The following is a 16,407-nucleotide window of genomic DNA, read 5'->3' on the forward strand; positions in this document are numbered from 1 at the left end:
TCGACTTCAAGGTGCGCATCCTCGACACCCAGTCCGGCACCGACGCCACCACCCGTGTGCTCATCGAGACCTCGGACGGCGTGCACTCGTGGAGCACGGTCGGCGTGGGCCCGGACATCATCGAGGCGAGCTGGGAGGCGCTGGTCGACTCGGTGGTCTACGGCCTGCTCCTCCACGACGTCGAGCCGCGTTAGACGCACGTCGCGGACGGGCTGGTTAGGCTGGAGCGGTGCGCGGAGAGTACAAGGTCCCGGGAGGCAAGCTCGTCGCGGTGGATCTCGACGTCGTCGAGGACCGCCTGCGGAACGTCAGCGTCTCGGGGGACTTCTTCCTCGAGCCGGACACCGCCCTCGCCGACATCAACGCCGCCCTCGAGGGCATGCCCGCCTCGGCCGGGGCCGAGGAGCTGGCCGACGCCGTCACCCGGGCGCTGGACCCGCAGGTGGCGCTCGTCGGGTTCAACGCCGAGGCCGTGGGGATCGCCGTGCGCCGCGCGCTCGGGCACGCCACCAGCTGGGCGGACCACACCTTCGACGTCATCCCGCCCCGCACCATGCACCCGGCGATGCACGTCGCCCTGGACGAGGTGCTGCCGGGGGAGGTGGCGGCCGGTCGCCGTCCCCCGCTCCTGCGGATCTGGGACTGGGACGCCCCGCTCGTCGTCATCGGCTCCTTCCAGTCGGTGCGCAACGAGGTCGACCCGGAGGGCCTGGCCCGGCACGACATGATGGTGGTGCGCCGGATCTCCGGCGGCGGGGCGATGTTCATGGAGCCGGGCAACTGCATCACCTACTCCCTCGTCGTGCCGACGTCGCTCGTCGAGGGGCTGAGCTTCGAGCGCTCCTACGCGTTCCTCGACGACTGGGTGCTCGGTGCGCTCGCGGACGTCGGGATCGAGGCGCGCTACGTCCCGCTCAACGACATCGCCTCGGAGGAGGGCAAGATCGGCGGTGCGGCGCAGAAGCGCTTCGCCAGCGGGGTGGTGCTCCACCACGTGACGATGAGCTACGACATCGACGCCGAGAAGATGCTCGAGGTGCTGCGCATCGGGCGGGAGAAGATGTCGGACAAGGGCACCAAGAGCGCCAACAAGCGCGTCGACCCGATGCGCCGGCAGACCGGTATGGCCCGCGAGGACATCATCGACGCCTTCATCGCCCACTTCGAGGGGCGCTACGACACCGTGCGCTCGGACTACACGCCGGAGGAGCTGGCCCGGGCCGAGGAGCTCATGCGCACGAAGTTCCTCACCGAGGCCTGGACCCACCGCGTCCCCTGAGGGGCCGGTCGTCCGTCACGGCCTCGCCCGGCGCGTTCGCGGACGGTCCCGCCCGCACCGCGTACCCTCGGTCCGCACCTCCCGTCCCTGTGCGCGCGGGCGCACCGCCGCGACGGGGTGTGCCCGTCCCGCGGCCGGCAGGCGGGGAGCAGGGAGGGCAGGCGCCCCGTCCTTCATCCCGACACAGCGGGCCCTCCCCGCCCGGGGGAGGGCCCGCTCCGTCCTGCCCGCAGGACCGGAACGGCGAGGTGTCAGTCGACCCGGCGTGCGTAGGCCGGGATGGTGAGGAACGCGGGGTAGTCCTCGCCCAGCGCCGTCTCGGTGAAGAGCCCGACGGCCTGGCCGATCCGCTCGATGCGCTCGCCGTCGGGGCCGGCCTCGAGGACGAGCGCCTCGTGCTCGCGCCGGAGCACCGAGCGGACCAGCTCGCGGGTCACCGTGGTGCCGTCATCGAGCCGGGTGCCGTGGCGGATCCACTGCCACACCTGGGAGCGGGAGATCTCCGCGGTGGCAGCGTCCTCCATGAGACCGAAGATGCCCACCGCCCCCCGGCCGCCGAGCCACGCCTCGAGGTAGCGCAGCGCGACCGCGACGTTCGTCCGCAGGCCCTCTCGGGTCACCCGGCCCGGGCCGATGTCGAGGAGGTCGGCGGCCGTCACCGTGACGTCCTCGCGCTTGCGGTTGATCTGGTTCGGGGTGAAGCCGAGGGTGGCGTCGAAGACCGCACGCACCGTCTGGACCATGCCCGGGTGGGCCACCCACGATCCGTCGAACCCGTCGTCCGCCTCACGCTGCTTGTCGGCGCGCACCTGGGCGAACGCCTCCTCGTCCCGCTGCGGGTCCCTGGTCGGGATGAAGGCCGACATGCCGCCGATGGCGTGGGCGCCGCGCCGGTGGCAGGTACGCACGAGCAGCTCGGTGTAGGCGCGCATGAACGGGACCGTCATCGTCACCTCTGCCCGGTCCGGCAGCACCATGTCGGGGCGCTCCCGGAAGTTCTTGATGAGGGAGAAGATGTAGTCCCAGCGGCCTGCGTTGAGGCCCGCGCTGTGCTCGCGCAGCTCGTAGAGGATCTCCTCCATCTCGAACGCTGCGGTGATGGTCTCGATGAGCACGGTGGCGCGGATGGTGCCGCGCTCGATGCCCAGCTGCTCCTCGGTGAAGGTGAAGATGTCGTTCCACAGCCGCGCCTCGAGGTGGTTCTCGAGCTTCGGCAGGTAGAAGTAGGGGCCCACCCCCCGGCTGAGCAGCGCGTGCGCGTTGTGCGCCATGTAGAGACCGAAGTCGACGAGGCTGGCCGACATCGGCTGGCCGTCGAAGCGCAGGTGCTTCTCGGTGAGGTGCCAGCCGCGCGGCCGCACGACGATGGTGGGCAGGTCGCCGTCCCGCAGGCGGTACTCCTTGCCCTCGGGCGAGGTGAAGGTGATGGTGCGCCGGATCGCGTCGCGCAGGTTCACCTGGCCGGCGATGACGTTGTCGAAGTGCGGGGTGTTCGCGTCCTCGAGGTCCGCCAACCACACCTGGGCACCGGAGTTGAGCGCGTTGATCGTCATCTTGCGCTCGGTGGGGCCGGTGATCTCGACGCGACGGTCCTCCAGGCCGGGCGCCGGCGGTGCCACCTGCCAGGTGGGGTCCTCGCGGATGTGCCGCGTCTCGGGCAGGAAGTCCAGCGTGCCGCCCTCGGCGAGCTCCCGGCGCCGCCGCTGCCGCAGCTCGAGGAGCTCGGCGCGCCGACCGGCGAACCTGCGGTGCAGCTCGGTGAGCAGCGCCAGCGCCTGCGGGGTGAGGATCGCCTCGGTGTCCGGCGTCGTCGGGGCGTGCACGGTGGTGCGCACTGTCCCGTCGAGGCCGAAGGGCAGCCGCTCGCGGCGCCGCCGGCGGCGCACGACGGGGGTGGGGACCTCGCCCCCTGCGGACGGCGGTGTCGGCGCCGACGGCGGGGTGAGGGGACGGTGGTAGCGGTACGGGGAGACGGTCTGGGTGGGCATGGCAGGTCCTTGCAGGTCAGGGGTGGGGCGCGCCCGAGCGGGGGCGGCGCCGCGGCGAGGCGGCGCCGCCCGCTGCGCTCAGAACTGCGCTTCCTCGGTGGAGCCGCGCAGGGCGAGGGTGTCGCTCTCGGGGTTGAGCGTGGTGGACACGAGGTCGAAGTAGCCGGTGCCGACCTCCCGCTGGTGGCGGGTGGCGGTGTAGCCGCGGGCCTCCGCGGCGAACTCCTTCTCCTGGAGGTCGACGTAGGCGGTCATGCCCTCGCGGGCGTACCCGTGGGCAAGCTCGAACATGCCGTAGTTCAGCTGGTGGAACCCGGCCAGGGTGATGAACTGGAACTTGTACCCCAGGGCACCGAGCTCGCGCTGGAAGACGGCGATCTCCTCGTCGGTCAGGTGCGCCTTCCAGTTGAAGGACGGCGAGCAGTTGTAGGCGAGCATCTTGCCCGGGAACTGCGCGTGCACCGCCTCGGCGACCCGGCGCGCCAGGCCGAGGTCCGGCGTGGCGGTCTCGACCCAGATGAGGTCGGCGTAGGGCGCGTAGGCCAGCGCGCGGGCCACGACGGCGTCGATCCCGGGCGTGGTGCGGTAGAAGCCCTCCGCGGTGCGCTCCCCGGTGGTGAAGGCCGCGTCGCGCGGGTCGACGTCGCTGGTGATGAGGGTCGCTGCCTCGGAGTCGGTGCGGGCGATGATGATGGTCGGGACGCCGAGGACATCGGCGGCGAGCCGCGCCGCGCTCAGCGTGCGGATGTGCTGGGAGGTCGGGACGAGCACCTTGCCGCCGAGGTGGCCGCACTTCTTCTCCGAGGCGAGCTGGTCCTCGAAGTGCACGCCGGCGGCACCGGCGGTGACGAGAGCCTTGGTGAGCTCGAAGACGTTGAGGGGGCCGCCGAAGCCGGCCTCGGCGTCGGCGACGATCGGGGCGAGCCAGTCGAAGCCGGGGTCGGTGCCCTCGGAGAAGGAGATCTCGTCGGCCCGCAGCAGGGCGTTGTTGATGCGACGCACGACCGAGGGGACCGAGTTCACCGGGTAGAGCGACTGGTCGGGGTAGGTCTGGCCGGCGGAGTTCGCGTCGGCGGCCACCTGCCAGCCGGACAGGTAGATCGCCTCCAGCCCGGCGCGGACCATCTGGGTGGCCTGCAGGCCGGTGAACGCGCCCAGCGCGTGGACGTACTCCCGGGTGTGGAGCAGCTCCCACAGCCGCTCCGCGCCGCGACGGGCGAGGGTGTGCTCCTCGCGGACGCTGCCGCGCAGCCGCACGACGTCCTCGGCGCTGTAGTCCCGGCGGATGCCGGCCCACCGGGGGTTGCTCGCCCAGTCCCGGGCCAGCTCGGCGGCCTCGGTGCGGATCCGGGCGGAGACGGAGGTGTCGGTCTCGGGGTGGGTGCTCAGCGTCGTGGTCATCGGTCTCTCCTCGTGGTTCCGGCCGTGGCGCCGGGTGAACAACTGCGTACCTACACCTTGAGGGAGTGACGCGAAGCACATCCAGGGCTAGTCTGTGTGAAGTTCCGTGAATATTCACCTGGGGAGAAGAAGTGACGGACGGCACACCTGACGACGACGGCATCGACCTCGCAGTGCTCGGGCCGCGCATCCGCCACGCCCGCCGCACCCGCGGCCTGACCCTGGCGCAGCTGGCCGAGCGGGTGGACCGGGCCCCGTCGCTGCTCTCGCAGATCGAGAACGGCCGGCGCGAGCCGCGGCTGGCGCTGCTCGCCGCCATCGCCCGTGCCCTCGACGTCCCGGTGGAGGAGCTGCTCCGACCCGAGCCGCCCTCGCGGCGTGCCGCGCTGGAGCTCGAGCTGGCCCGGGCGCAGTCGACCCCGCACTACGCGGCGCTCGCGCTGCCGGTCGTCAAGCCCAACGCCACGCTGCCCACCGAGGTGCTCGAGGCGCTGGTCGGGATGCACCGCGAGCTGGCCCGCGCCACCGCGGTGCGGGCGGCGACCCCGGAGGAGGCGCGCCGCGCGAACGCCGAGCTGCGGGCGTCGATGCGGGCCCGGAACAACTACTTCACCGAGATCGAGGACGTCGCCGGACGGGTCGCCGAGGCCGTCGGGCACCGCTCGGGACCCCTGACGGACCGCGGTGTCGGCGCCGTCACCCGCCACTTCGGTTTCACCGTCGAACGCGTCCCCGACCTGCCCCGCTCCACCCGGTCGATCATCGACCGGCGCAACCGGCGGATCTACCTCCCGGTCACCTCGCAGGCCGGCCGCGACCCGCGCACCATCGTCCTGCAGTCGCTGGGCCACGTGGCCCTCGGGCACGTCGAGCCCACGAGCTACGCCGACTTCCTGCGCCAGCGGGTGGAGGTGAACTACTTCGCCGCCGCGCTGCTCGTCCCGGAGCGGGCGGCCGTGGAGTTCCTCCAGGAGGCCAAGGCGGAGCGCATGCTCGCCATCGACGACCTGCGTGACGCCTTCGCCGTCTCCTACGAGACCGCCGCCCACCGGTTCACCAACCTCGCCACCGAGCACCTCGACATCCCCGTCCACTTCCTGCGGGTGGGGGAGGACGGGGTCATCTACAAGGCCTACGAGAACGACGACGTCACCTTCCCCACCGACGTCACCGGCGCCATCGAGGGCCAGGTGGTGTGCCGGTACTGGGCCTCGCGGGCGGTCTTCCACAAGGCCGACCGGTACGCCACCCACCACCAGTACACCGACATGGGGCGCGGCACCTACTGGTGCACCACCCACGTCGAGCAGACGAGCAACGGCGACTTCGCCATCGACGTCGGCGTCCCGTTCGAGCACGCCCGGTGGTTCCAGGGCCGCGAGACCACCGTGCGGGCCCGCTCGCAGTGCCCCGACCCGGCGTGCTGCAGGCGCCCGCCCGCCGAGCTCGCCGAGCGCTGGGCGGGGGTCTCCTGGCCCAGCGCGCGGGCGCACTCCCACCTGCTCGCCGCCATCCCGCCGGGCACCTTCCCCGGCGTGGACGACACCGAGGTCTACGAGTTCCTCGAACGGCACAGCGCCCGGCAGGACACGGCTCCGGGGGAGGGTGACGCGCGCGCTATCGTCGGGGCGTGAACAGCGAGCTGGCGACGCGGCTTTCGGCGGTCAGGGAGCGGGTGGCGGCGGCCGCCCGGGTCGTCGGACGGGACCCCGGTGAGGTCCGGCTCCTCCTCGCGGTCAAGGCCCAGCCCGTGGACCTGGTGCAGGACGCGATCCGCGCCGGCGCCACCCTGCTGGGACACAACCGCGCTCAGGAGCTCGTCGCGACCGCACCCGGCCTGGTGGAGTACGAGCACGAGATGCACTTCATCGGCCGGCTCCAGTCCAACAAGGCGACCAAGGTCGTCCCGCTCGTCACCTGCGTGCAGAGCGTGGACCGATTCGCGCTCGCCGAGCGGCTCGACCGGCTGGCCGGCAACGCCGGGCGGGTGCTCGACGTCTTCGTCCAGGTCAACACCTCCGGAGAGCCGACCAAGGCAGGCGTCGTCCCCGAGGGCGCGGTCGAGCTCGCCATCGGCGTGGGCACGCTGCCCCATCTGCGGCTGCGCGGTCTCATGACGATCGGGGCGAACTCCGACGACGTCGACGTCGTCCGCGCGTCCTACGAGCACCTGGCACAGCTGCGCGACGACGTCGTGGCCAGCGGGGCCCCGGGCACCGCCGAGGCCCGCGAGCTGTCGATGGGCATGAGCGGGGACCTGGAGATCGCCGTCGCGGCCGGTGCGACGATGGTCCGGGTGGGCACCGCGGTCTTCGGTTCCCGGCCCGCCTGACGACCCCCTTTTCCGTCCTGGGCCTGCGGTGGGTACCGTGTCGCCGTTGTCGAGAGACGGGAAGGTCCATGTCGCAACCGGCCGGCCAGCAGCGCCTGACGCCGCCGCAGATCCTGCTCATCGTCGTGGTGAGCGCCCTCGTGCTCCTCTTCGTCGTCCTCCTGGTCGGCAGGCTGACCGGCGGGGAGGGGGAGCGCGGGGCGCAGCAGACCACGTCCCCAGCGGCCACCACCGACGCACCCGACGAGTCCGTGCCGACGTCGGAGACGTCCGCCGCGGGGCCGGAGGAGAGCACGGAGGAACCGACCGACGCCGAGCCCCAGTACTTCGCCTCACCCTCGGGCAACATCCTGTGCGCCCTCACGGCGGACAGCACCGACTGCCTCATCCGCCGCTTCGACTACGACCCGAAGGACGCCGCGTCGTGCGACGACGACGCCGCCGGGGGACACCTGCGGGTGGAGCCGGCGGGTGCCTCCATGCCCTGCGACCCGTTCGTCGTCGCCGGGGGCGTGCCCACCCTCGACTACGGGGAGACGACGTCCGCGCACGGCTACACCTGCGAGAGCGCCGAGTCCGGCGTCACCTGCCGGCACGACGAGTCCGGGTACGGCTTCACCGTGGCGCGGGCGAGCTACCGCCTGTTCTGACCCCGAGGTGGGCGGGGGTGTCAGGCGACGCCTCGGTCGGGTGACGCCGTCGAGCACGGCTCGCGGCGCTTGCCGGAGCGGGGCACGGCGGCACCGCCCGCCGGTGAGGGGACCGTCCCGGTCCGCACCGTCGCCGGCGCGACCGGCGTCCGGGGCGGGCTCGGTGCCGCCCCGGACGCCGCCCGTCACCAGATCTTCACGCGCTCCTCGGGCGCCAGGTACAGGCCGTCGCCCGGCCGCACGTCGAACGCCTCGTGGAAGGCGTCGAGGTTGCGGACCACACCGTTGCAGCGGAACTCGTTGGGCGAGTGCGGGTCGATCGTCAGGAGGCGGATGACCTCCTCGTCGCGGGCCTTCTGCTGCCAGATGCGGCCCCAGGAGTAGAAGACGCGCTGCAGGCCGGTGAGCCCGTCGATGACCGGAGCGTCGTGCAGCCCGTCGCGGCCCTGCTTGCGCAGCGCGATGTCGTAGGCCTTGATCGCGATCGTCAGGCCGCCGAGGTCACCGATGTTCTCCCCGATCGTCAGCGCCCCGTTGACGTGGTGCGACCCGTTGAGCTGGGCGGGGGAGAAGGCGTCGTACTGGGCGATGAGCGCCTTGGTGCGGGCCTCGAACTCGGCGCGGTCCTCGTCGGTCCACCAGTCGTGCAGGCGCCCGGTGCCGTCGTACTTGCTGCCCTGGTCGTCGAAGCCGTGGCCGATCTCGTGCCCGATGACCGCGCCGATGCCGCCGTAGTTCCACGCGTCGTCGGCGTCGATGTCGAAGAACGGGGGCTGGAGGATGGCCGCCGGGAAGACGATCTCGTTCATCGTCGGGTTGTAGTAGGCGTTGACCATCTGCGGGGGCATGAACCACTCGTCGCGGTCCATCGGCCGGCCCAGCTTGGCGAGGTTGCGTCGGGTCTCGAACAGCTCGGCGCGGCGGACGTTGCCGAGCAGGTCGGTCGGGTCGATCTCCAGGGTGGAGTAGTCGCGCCACCGGTCGGGGTAGCCGATCTTCGGGGTGAACGCGGCGAGCTTCTCCAGCGCACGCTGCTTGGTCTCCTCACCCATCCAGTCCAGCTCGGTGATGGACCGGCGGTAGGCCTCGATGAGGTTGTCGACCAGCTCCTGCATCCGCGCCTTGTGCTCGGGCGGGAAGTGCCGCTCGACGTAGATCTTGCCGACCGCCTCGCCCATCGCGCCCTCGACGAGCGCGACGCCCCGCTTCCACCGCTCGCGCAGCTCGGGCTGCCCGGTGAGGGTGCGGCCGTAGAAGTCGAAGTTCTCCTCCACGAACGCCGCCGGCAGGTACGGGGCCCGCGCGGAGACGACGTGCCACAGCAGCCACATCCGCAGGGAGTCGGCGTCCAGCTCCTCCCACGTCCGGGCGAAGTGGGTGAGGTAGGAGGGCATGCCGACGATCGCGGTGTCCACCGCCCCTTCCGGCAGGTCCAGCGCCTCGCGCCAGGTCTCCCACGGGAAGCCGGGCGCCGACTCGACGATCTCGGCCCACGTGCGCGGGTTGTTGAGGAGGTCGGCCTCGCGGGCCTTGACCTTGTCCCAGTGCCCGGCGGCGAGGCGGGTCTCGACGTTCATCACCCGCTGCGCGGCGCCCATCGCCTCGTCGGCGGTGACGAGACCGGAGAGCTCGAGCATGGTCGCGACATGGGCGACGTACGCCGAGCGGACCTCCGCGTGGATGTCCTCGCGGTAGTACGACTCGTCCGGCAGGCCCAGCCCGCCCTGCCAGAAGAAGACGGTGTAGCGGTCCGGGTCGTTGAAGTCGGTGTCGACGAAGAGCGGGACCGCCCCGCTCACACCGGTCTGGGCGAGCGCGCCCATCGCGCGGGCGAAGGCGTCCTTCTCGCGGGCGGCGGTGAAGAGCTCGAGGTCGGCCTGGAGCGGTGCGGTCCCCAGCGCCTCGATACGGTCCTCGGCCATGAACGAGGCGTACAGGTCACCGATCTTCTTGGCCTCACCGGTGGCGTCCGGGTCGGCGGCGGCATCGGTGATGATGTCGCGCACCCGCTGCTCGGACAGGTCGCGCAGCACCATGAAGGCACCGTCCCGGGCCCGGTCGGCGGGGATCTCGTGCTCGCGCAGGTAGGTGCCGTTGATGAAGCGGTAGAGGTCGTCCTGCGGGCGGACGGAGCGGTCCATCGCCTGTTCGAACGACATCCGGGTGGTCGTCTCGTTCGTCGTCATGCCCCGACGATACGGGAGCCCGGGGACGGCGTCGCAGGCGGTGCGATGACCGACCTGCCCCGGCGGCACGGCAAGATAGGACCATGCGTATCCACATCGCCGCCGACCACGCCGGCTTCGAGCTCAAGTCCGCCCTTGTCGAGCACCTCACCGCCGGGGGGCACGACGTCGTGGACCACGGGGCTCACGAGTACGACGCCGAGGACGACTACCCGGCCTTCTGCTTCGCCGCGGGGGAGGCCGTCGTCGCCGAGCCGGGGAGCCTGGGGATCGTCCTCGGCGGGTCCGGCAACGGCGAGCAGATCGCGGCGAACAAGGTGCGCGGAGTGCGCGCGGCGCTCGTGTGGGACCTCGACACCGCCAAGCTGGCTCGACAGCACAACGACGCCAACGTCATCTCCCTGGGCGCACGCAAGCACTCGGTGGACGACGCGATCGCCTTCGTCGAGGCCTTCATCGCCGAGCCGTTCTCCGGTGCGGAGCGCCACCAGCGCCGCATCGACCAGCTCGCGGCGTACGAGCAGCGCTGAGGTCTCCGACCCGGCCGGCTAGAAGCCCCAGCCGGTGCTGGGGGCCACGGGCCAGGCGAAGGCGGCCGCGGCCGGCAGGAGCGTCCCGGCCACCCGCTCGGTGACCCGTCCGGCGGCCGCGAGGGCGGTGAGCGACGTCGCGCCCAGGTAGGCGGCACCGAGGTCGGCGATGCCGATCGACAGGTGCGCGGGGGCTTCGGTGCGTGAGACCTCCGCCCCGTCCGGGCCGCCGCGCACGTGCCAGCGCCCGGCGTTGTCGGGGACGAGCGGGTCGACGACGTCCAGCACGAGGTCCACCGGGCCCGCGTACCCCCGGGCGCGCAGCGCCGCCGGCAGGTCGAGGATCCGCAGCCAGACGTCGTCGTGCAGCCGCTGCTTGGTGCCACGCAGCTCGGTGAGCAGCCCGAACAGCGCGTCGTCGGGTGCCAGGTTGTGCACCTCGACGCTGCCCATGAGGTCGAGGTCGAGCAGCGCGCCCCACAGTGCCCGGGCGGCCGCGGCGTCCAGTGCCAGGGCGTCGTGCACGCGGACGGTGCCCTCGGGCCGGCCCTCCTCCCCCCACTTCTCCTTCCGGCGGAACAGGGCGTAACCGCGGGGTTCGCCGCCGGCGTCGCGGACGAGGGCGATGCGCCTGCGCTCGGCATCCCGCCGGACCGAGGGCCAGTCGACCAGGTGCCCCGCCCGCAGCTCGGGGGTGTCGCGGGTGATCCACCCGGGTCGGACGACGGCGCCGTGGACCCGTTCGACGACGTCGCTGTGCCGCGCCGGGTCGAGGGTCTCGAAGTCGACGACGTGCGTGTCGCTGCCGGGCACCGCACGCAGCTCGGCGCCCCGACCGATGGTGGCCGAGGTGCGGTGGCTCGCGATGCCGTACCCGTAGCGACCGTAGATGCCGCTCTCGGCGGCGTTGAGCACCGAGACGACCTCGCCGCGCTCGCGGCAGCGGCGCAGGTGGGCGTGCAGCATGGCCCGGCCCAGGCCGCGGCGGCGGTGGCCCGGGTGGACCCCGACCCAGGTGAGGCCCGCCCCCGGCACCCGCCGTCCGCCCGGCACCTGCACCTGGAAGGCGTAGGAGGCGTGCATCGCCGCGAGCGCGGCGCCCTCCGCCCGCTCGTGCCACACACCGACGATCCGGCCGGGCTCCAGGGTCCAGACGACCACCCGTTCGTCCTCGGGCGCGAGGTCGAAGGCGAAGGCCCACCGGTCGAGGTCGGTCATGGTGTCGCGGTCGTCGACGTGGTGGAGCTCGCCCATCCGGTAACCGGCGGGCAGCGGGATCTCCAGCGGGTGGGTCTGGGTCTGTGTCACCGGACGATCCTCCCAGCGACCGTCCGGGGACGGCGAGCGGATTTTGCAAGAATGACGGGCGTGACCGACTGGAGCGAGCTCGTCCTGGACATCGCCGACGACGTGCCCCCCGGTCGCGCCACCACCTACGGCCTCATCGCGGAGGTGGCCCGGCTGCGCACCGGCCGCGGCTCGGCCCGTCGGGTGGGCTCCGTCATGGCCCGCGAGGGCGGTGCCGTGCCATGGTGGCGGGTGGTGCGGGCGGACGGCACGCTGCCCGAGCACCTCACCGCGCGTGCCGCGCGCCACTACCGCAGCGAGGGCACCCCGCTGCGGCCGGGAGGCGCGGTCGACCTCGCCCGTGCCCTGTGGGACCCCCTGGAGGACAGCGATGCCTGAAGGCCACTCGATCCACCGCCTCGCCCTCGCCTTCGACGAGCTGCTCCACGGCGAGCGGCTCGCCGTCTCCTCCCCGCAGGGCCGCTTCGCCGACGGCGCGGCGCTGCTCGACGGTCACCGGCTGGTGGCGACCGACGCCCACGGCAAGCACCTGTTCCTGGGGTTCTCGACCGACGGGGAGTCCGACCCCGAGTCGCTGCGCTGGCTGCGGGTCCACCTGGGCCTGTACGGCTCGTGGACCTTCGCCGGGGACCACACCTTCCAGGCTCCCCACGCCATCGGCGCCCCGCGTCGTCGGGTGGCCGAGGAGGAGGTCGCCCTGCCCGCTCTGGACGACGAGGAGGACGACGCCGCCCGGCTCGTGCCGGCGGCGTCGGCGAACGGGCAGTGGCACCCGCCCGCGCCGCGCGGGGCGGTGCGCGTGCGCCTGCTCGGGGAGCACGGGGTGGCCGACCTCACCGGCCCGACCGCGTGCGAGGTGATCAGCCCGCAGGAGAAGGCCGCCGTCCACGCCCGGCTCGGACCCGACCCGCTGCGTCAGGACGGCGACGTCGAGCAGTTCGTCGCGGGCGTGCGCCGGCGCGCGCGGCCGGTGGGCGAGCTGCTCATGGACCAGTCCGTCATCGCCGGCGTGGGGAACATCTACCGCGCCGAGGCGCTCTACCGGGCGCGGCTGCACCCGCGCCGGCTCGGCCGGACCGTCTCTGCGGCGAAGTTGCGTGCCCTGTGGGCCGACCTCGCCGCCCTCATGGCCGACGGTGTGGCCACCGGCCGGATCGTCACCACCGAGCCGGAGGACCGGCAGGAGGTGGACGACCGCTGGTACGTCTACCACCGTACGGGGCGTCCGTGCCTGCGTTGCGGCAGCAAGGTCGCCGAGGACGTCATGGCCGGCCGCCGGGTGTTCTGGTGCCCGCGCGAGCAGCGCCGCCCCAGCACGGCCTGAGGGTCGACCTCCGGCCCGGCGGCGGTGCCGGGCTGCGGCTCAGATGAACAGCGCCGGGTCCTCGTAGGGGTCGATCGCCGCGGGGCGCTCGCGGACCTTGCCGGGCACCCCCACCGCGACCGCCCCCGCCGGCACGTCCTTGACGACGACGGCGTTGGCCCCGATCTGGGCGTCGTCGCCGACCGTGATCGGTCCGAGCACCTTCGCCCCGGCCCCGATGACGACACGGTCACCGACCGTCGGGTGGCGCTTGCCCTTGCTCATCGTCCGGCCGCCGAGCGTGGTGCCGTGGAACATGACCACGTCGTCGCCCACCTCGGCGGTCTCCCCGATGACCACGCCCATGCCGTGGTCGATGAACAGCCGTCGCCCGAGCACCGCGGCGGGGTGGATCTCCACGCCGGTCAGCGCCCGCACCAGCTGGGACAGCAGGCGCGCGGGCAGCTTGAGCAGCGGGCTCGCGTGCCACATCCGGTGGCACACCCGGTGCGCCCACAGGGCGTGGACGCCCGGGTACCCCAGGGCCACCTCGAGGAGGGTGCGCGCCGCGGGGTCGCCGCGGCGCGCAGCCTCGAGGTCCTCCCGCAGGAGGACCCAGAACCTGACCTTGGAGTCGTGCAACGTCAGTCCGTGAGGTGGGCGTACAGCGGGGTGGAGAGGTAGCGCTCGCCGAAGTCGGGGACGATGACGACGATGGTCTTGCCCTCGGCCTCCGGACGCGCGGCGACCTGGAGCGCCGCGGTGACGGCCGCACCGGAGGAGATGCCCGCGAAGATGCCCTCCTCGGTGGCCAGGCGGCGCGCCGTCTCGATCGACTGCTCGAAGTTGACGTCGATGACCTCGTCGTAGACCGCGGTGTCGAGGATCTCCGGGACGAAGTTGGCGCCGATGCCCTGGATCTTGTGGGGTCCCGGCTGGCCGCCGTTGAGGATCGGGGACTCCTCCGGCTCGACGGCGACGATCTTCACCTCGGGCTTGCGCTCACGCAGCACCTGGCCGACGCCGGTGATGGTGCCGCCGGTCCCGATCCCGGCGACGAAGTAGTCGACCTCGCCGTCGGTGTCGTTCCAGATCTCCTCGGCCGTGGTCTTCCGGTGGATCGCCGGGTTGGCCTCGTTGGCGAACTGGCGGGCCAGCACGGCGCCCTTGCGCTGGGCGGCGATCTCCTCGGCCTTGGCCACCGCGCCCTTCATCCCCTCGGCGCCGGGGGTGAGGACGAGCTCGGCGCCGAAGGCGCGGAGCAGCGCGCGCCGCTCCTTGCTCATCGTCTCCGGCATCGTCAGGACGACGTTGTAGCCCCGGGCGGCGCCGACCATCGCCAGCGCGATGCCGGTGTTGCCCGAGGTGCCCTCGACGATGGTGCCGCCGGGGGGCAGCGCACCGGACCGCTCGGCGGCGTCGACGATGGAGACGCCCATCCGGTCCTTGACGGAGTTGGCGGGGTTGTAGAACTCCAGCTTGGCCAGGACCGTGGCCTTGAGGCCCTCGGTGAGGCGGTTGAGACGCACGAGCGGGGTGCGGCCGATGAGTGCGGTGACGTCGTCGTAGATACGTGCCATGGGGGTTCCTTCACTGGGGGGGTCGGAGGGGCAGGGGCCACCGACGTTGGTGGCGGGCGGAGCGCCTGGCATACGGCACTGCCGCACGCTAGAGCCGGGCGCTCTACAGACAGCGGCAGCAGCAGGTGGAGGAGGCTGGGACGACGAGCGCGGACACGGCTGCGGCATCTCCTCTCACGGCTGCTCGTAGGGCCCGGTGGGCCCGGTCACGTGAACCCTAAACCAGCGGTCGGCGCCGATCAATCGTGGTGCGGCCCGCTGCCTGTGCTCTCGTCACGGACCGGCCGCGCGGTGCGCGCCCGCTGGGCGTAGGTGTTGAGGAGGGCAGCACCGGTGGCGGCGTCGTCGACGGTGACGACGAAGCGCCGGCCTCCGGTGCGCTCGACCGCGATCGCCTCCCCCTTGCGCAGGACCACCCCGACGGTGCCGTCGAGGGCGGCGGAGACCCGCAGGCCCCAGCCGCCGAACTCCGCGAACGGGTCCACCGTGACGACGTCGGCGCGGACCACCTCCGCGGCGGGGACGTGCTGCCGGGGGCGGCCCAGCGCCGCGCGGGCGGTGAGCCCGGTGGCGTCGACCCGGACCTGCCAGGAGAGGAAGAGCAGCACGAGGGGGACCGGGGCGAGGAAGAGCGGGGCGAGCCACCAGCTGCCGCTCACCGTGCCGCTGAGCACGGCGAGGCCGACGAGCGCGGCGGCGCCCACCCGGCTCACGGTGCGGCCGGTGCGGCCGACGGTCGCCTGCTTGACCCACACCGCCCGCTCGCCGGGCGGCAGGTCGGTGGAGGCGGCGTCGTCCGGGACGGGGGACGCCGCCGGTGCCGCCGGGTCCGCGCCCGCCAGGGCCGCGCCCGCCGCCCCCAGGAGCACGGCCACCGCCATGGCGACCAGCGTCGCGGCGTCGGGGGACCCGGCCTCCGCCGCCGAGGGTGCGTCGACCTGGACGGCGAGGGGGACGATCGCCAGGCCGGCGAACATCGTCGCCAGGCCCACGGCCAGCCCGAGGGTGAGGCGCCGGGTGAGCGCTTGACGCCCGGTGCGGAGGGAGATGACGGCCATGACGGCGAGGGAGACCAGGCTGATCACCGCGATCGGTGCCAGCAGCTCCTCGAGGGGGCCGGTGCGGTCCACCCCGGTGGGGCCCCAGTGGAGGGCCGCCGGACGCGGGACGCGGGGGAGCAGCGCGGCGACCACGATCCAGCCGGCCGCCGTGACCAGCACGGGGACGACGACTCCGAGGAGCCAGGCGCGGCGGCGGTGGGGCAGGGTACGGGTCATCGGGGCTCCTCGGCGGTGAGCATGGCGGCGGCGGCGGACAGGGGCAGCCCGAGGCGTCCGGCCTCCCTCCGTACGGCGTCGAGCGCGGCGCGCAGGGGGGCGTAGTGCTCGACGGCCCGTGCGGTGACGACGGCACCGCGGCCGCGGCGCAGCTCGACGAAGCCCTCGTCGCGCAGGAGCTGGTAGGCGTGCAGCACGGTGTGCTGGTTGACGTCGAGCGAGGTCGCGAGGTCGCGGGCCGCGGGCAGGCGCTCCCCGCTGACCACCTCGCCGCGGACGACGGCGGTGCGCACCTGGTCGGCCAGCTGCTCGTACAGCGGCTGGGGCGAGGCGGGGTCGATGCGGATGAGCACAGTCAGAGTGTATTGCTCTAGCCCAACTAGGACAACGACCGGGCGGGCGGCCGACCGCTCCCGGGCCTGCGCAGCCATCGGATCGGCCGCGGCCGGCAGTGCCCTACCCTGCCTGTCCGGTTCCCCCACGACTGTCCGCTGTGCTCGGAGCCGATGAGATGTCAGCGTGAGGCCGCCCGGTTCTGGCGGTCAGATGGACGGCGGAGCACACTTGTGACGT

General features: G+C 73.0%; 16 protein-coding genes. 8 read left to right on the top strand and 8 right to left on the bottom strand.

Going from position 1 to position 16,407, the window contains the following annotated elements:
- Both Q0195_RS09420 and Q0195_RS09425 read left to right on the top strand, forming a co-directional pair.
- Nucleotides 1-194: alpha-isopropylmalate synthase regulatory domain-containing protein (locus Q0195_RS09420; protein WP_299277515.1), on the top strand; the 194-nt coding region annotated here is incomplete at its 5' end.
- Between the two features lie 35 nt (nt 195-229).
- Nucleotides 230-1,279 carry a biotin/lipoate A/B protein ligase family protein gene (locus tag Q0195_RS09425; protein ID WP_299277518.1) on the top strand — a complete coding sequence of 350 codons (1,050 nt, stop codon included), beginning with the start codon at nt 230-232 and terminating at the stop codon, nt 1,277-1,279.
- Nucleotides 1,280-1,530: 251 nt separating this feature from the next.
- Here Q0195_RS09425 and aceB read toward each other — a convergent pair whose 3' ends face one another.
- Complete coding sequence (gene aceB / locus Q0195_RS09430) at nt 1,531-3,267, bottom strand: malate synthase A (protein WP_299277521.1); 1,737 nt, start codon at nt 3,265-3,267, stop codon at nt 1,531-1,533.
- Nucleotides 3,268-3,345: 78 nt separating this feature from the next.
- Nucleotides 3,346-4,668 carry an isocitrate lyase gene (gene aceA, locus Q0195_RS09435; RefSeq protein ID WP_299277524.1) on the bottom strand — a complete coding sequence of 441 codons (1,323 nt, stop codon included), beginning with the start codon at nt 4,666-4,668 and terminating at the stop codon, nt 3,346-3,348.
- Nucleotides 4,669-4,799: 131 nt separating this feature from the next.
- Between aceA and Q0195_RS09440 the strand changes: the two genes are divergently transcribed.
- The 3 genes from Q0195_RS09440 (at nt 4,800) to Q0195_RS09450 (ending at nt 7,650) form a co-directional block, all read left to right on the top strand.
- Nucleotides 4,800-6,302 carry a helix-turn-helix transcriptional regulator gene (locus Q0195_RS09440; RefSeq protein ID WP_299277525.1) on the top strand — a complete coding sequence of 501 codons (1,503 nt, stop codon included), beginning with the start codon at nt 4,800-4,802 and terminating at the stop codon, nt 6,300-6,302.
- Nucleotides 6,299-7,000, top strand: coding sequence for a YggS family pyridoxal phosphate-dependent enzyme (locus Q0195_RS09445; protein WP_299277528.1), 702 nt, complete (start codon nt 6,299-6,301; stop codon nt 6,998-7,000). The genes Q0195_RS09440 and Q0195_RS09445 overlap by 4 nt, the downstream gene beginning before the upstream one ends.
- Nucleotides 7,001-7,068: 68 nt before the next feature.
- Complete coding sequence (locus Q0195_RS09450) at nt 7,069-7,650, top strand: hypothetical protein (RefSeq protein ID WP_299277530.1); 582 nt, start codon at nt 7,069-7,071, stop codon at nt 7,648-7,650.
- Between the two features lie 185 nt (nt 7,651-7,835).
- Here the strand turns inward: Q0195_RS09450 and Q0195_RS09455 are convergent, their stop codons facing one another.
- A complete protein-coding gene (locus Q0195_RS09455; RefSeq protein WP_299277533.1) occupies nt 7,836-9,836 on the bottom strand; it encodes a M13-type metalloendopeptidase in 2,001 nt (666 codons plus the stop codon).
- Nucleotides 9,837-9,919: 83 nt separating this feature from the next.
- Between Q0195_RS09455 and Q0195_RS09460 the strand changes: the two genes are divergently transcribed.
- A complete protein-coding gene (locus Q0195_RS09460; RefSeq protein WP_299277536.1) occupies nt 9,920-10,366 on the top strand; it encodes a ribose-5-phosphate isomerase in 447 nt (148 codons plus the stop codon).
- Between the two features lie 18 nt (nt 10,367-10,384).
- Here Q0195_RS09460 and Q0195_RS09465 read toward each other — a convergent pair whose 3' ends face one another.
- Nucleotides 10,385-11,674, bottom strand: coding sequence for a GNAT family N-acetyltransferase (locus tag Q0195_RS09465; protein ID WP_299277538.1), 1,290 nt, complete (start codon nt 11,672-11,674; stop codon nt 10,385-10,387).
- A 60-nt stretch (nt 11,675-11,734) separates the two neighbouring features.
- On the opposite strand from Q0195_RS09465, the gene Q0195_RS09470 reads away from it, so the two are divergent.
- A complete protein-coding gene (locus tag Q0195_RS09470; protein WP_299277540.1) occupies nt 11,735-12,052 on the top strand; it encodes an MGMT family protein in 318 nt (105 codons plus the stop codon).
- On the top strand, nt 12,045-12,998 hold the full coding sequence (locus Q0195_RS09475) for a DNA-formamidopyrimidine glycosylase family protein (protein WP_299277543.1): 954 nt from the start codon (nt 12,045-12,047) through the stop codon (nt 12,996-12,998). Before Q0195_RS09470 ends, Q0195_RS09475 begins: the two co-directional genes overlap by 8 nt.
- A 39-nt stretch (nt 12,999-13,037) precedes the next feature.
- Here Q0195_RS09475 and epsC read toward each other — a convergent pair whose 3' ends face one another.
- From epsC to Q0195_RS09495, 4 genes are all read right to left on the bottom strand, one after another.
- Nucleotides 13,038-13,619 (bottom strand): serine O-acetyltransferase EpsC, encoded by a 582-nt coding sequence (gene epsC / locus Q0195_RS09480; protein ID WP_299277545.1) that lies wholly within the window; start codon nt 13,617-13,619, stop codon nt 13,038-13,040.
- A 2-nt stretch (nt 13,620-13,621) separates the two neighbouring features.
- Entirely contained in the window at nt 13,622-14,557 is a 936-nt protein-coding gene (gene cysK / locus Q0195_RS09485) for a cysteine synthase A (RefSeq protein ID WP_299277548.1), read from the bottom strand.
- Nucleotides 14,558-14,796: 239 nt separating this feature from the next.
- Complete coding sequence (locus tag Q0195_RS09490) at nt 14,797-15,834, bottom strand: DUF1648 domain-containing protein (RefSeq protein ID WP_299277551.1); 1,038 nt, start codon at nt 15,832-15,834, stop codon at nt 14,797-14,799.
- The gene (locus Q0195_RS09495) at nt 15,831-16,187 is read right to left on the bottom strand and encodes a GntR family transcriptional regulator (protein ID WP_299277554.1); all 357 of its coding nucleotides are present in this window, start codon (nt 16,185-16,187) and stop codon (nt 15,831-15,833) included. The genes Q0195_RS09490 and Q0195_RS09495 overlap by 4 nt, the downstream gene beginning before the upstream one ends.
- Between the last annotated feature and the right edge of the window lie 220 nt (nt 16,188-16,407).

The sequence above is a fragment of the uncultured Georgenia sp. genome (genome assembly GCF_937958535.1).
In the GTDB taxonomy this organism is placed as follows: Bacteria; Actinomycetota; Actinomycetes; order Actinomycetales; family Actinomycetaceae; genus Oceanitalea.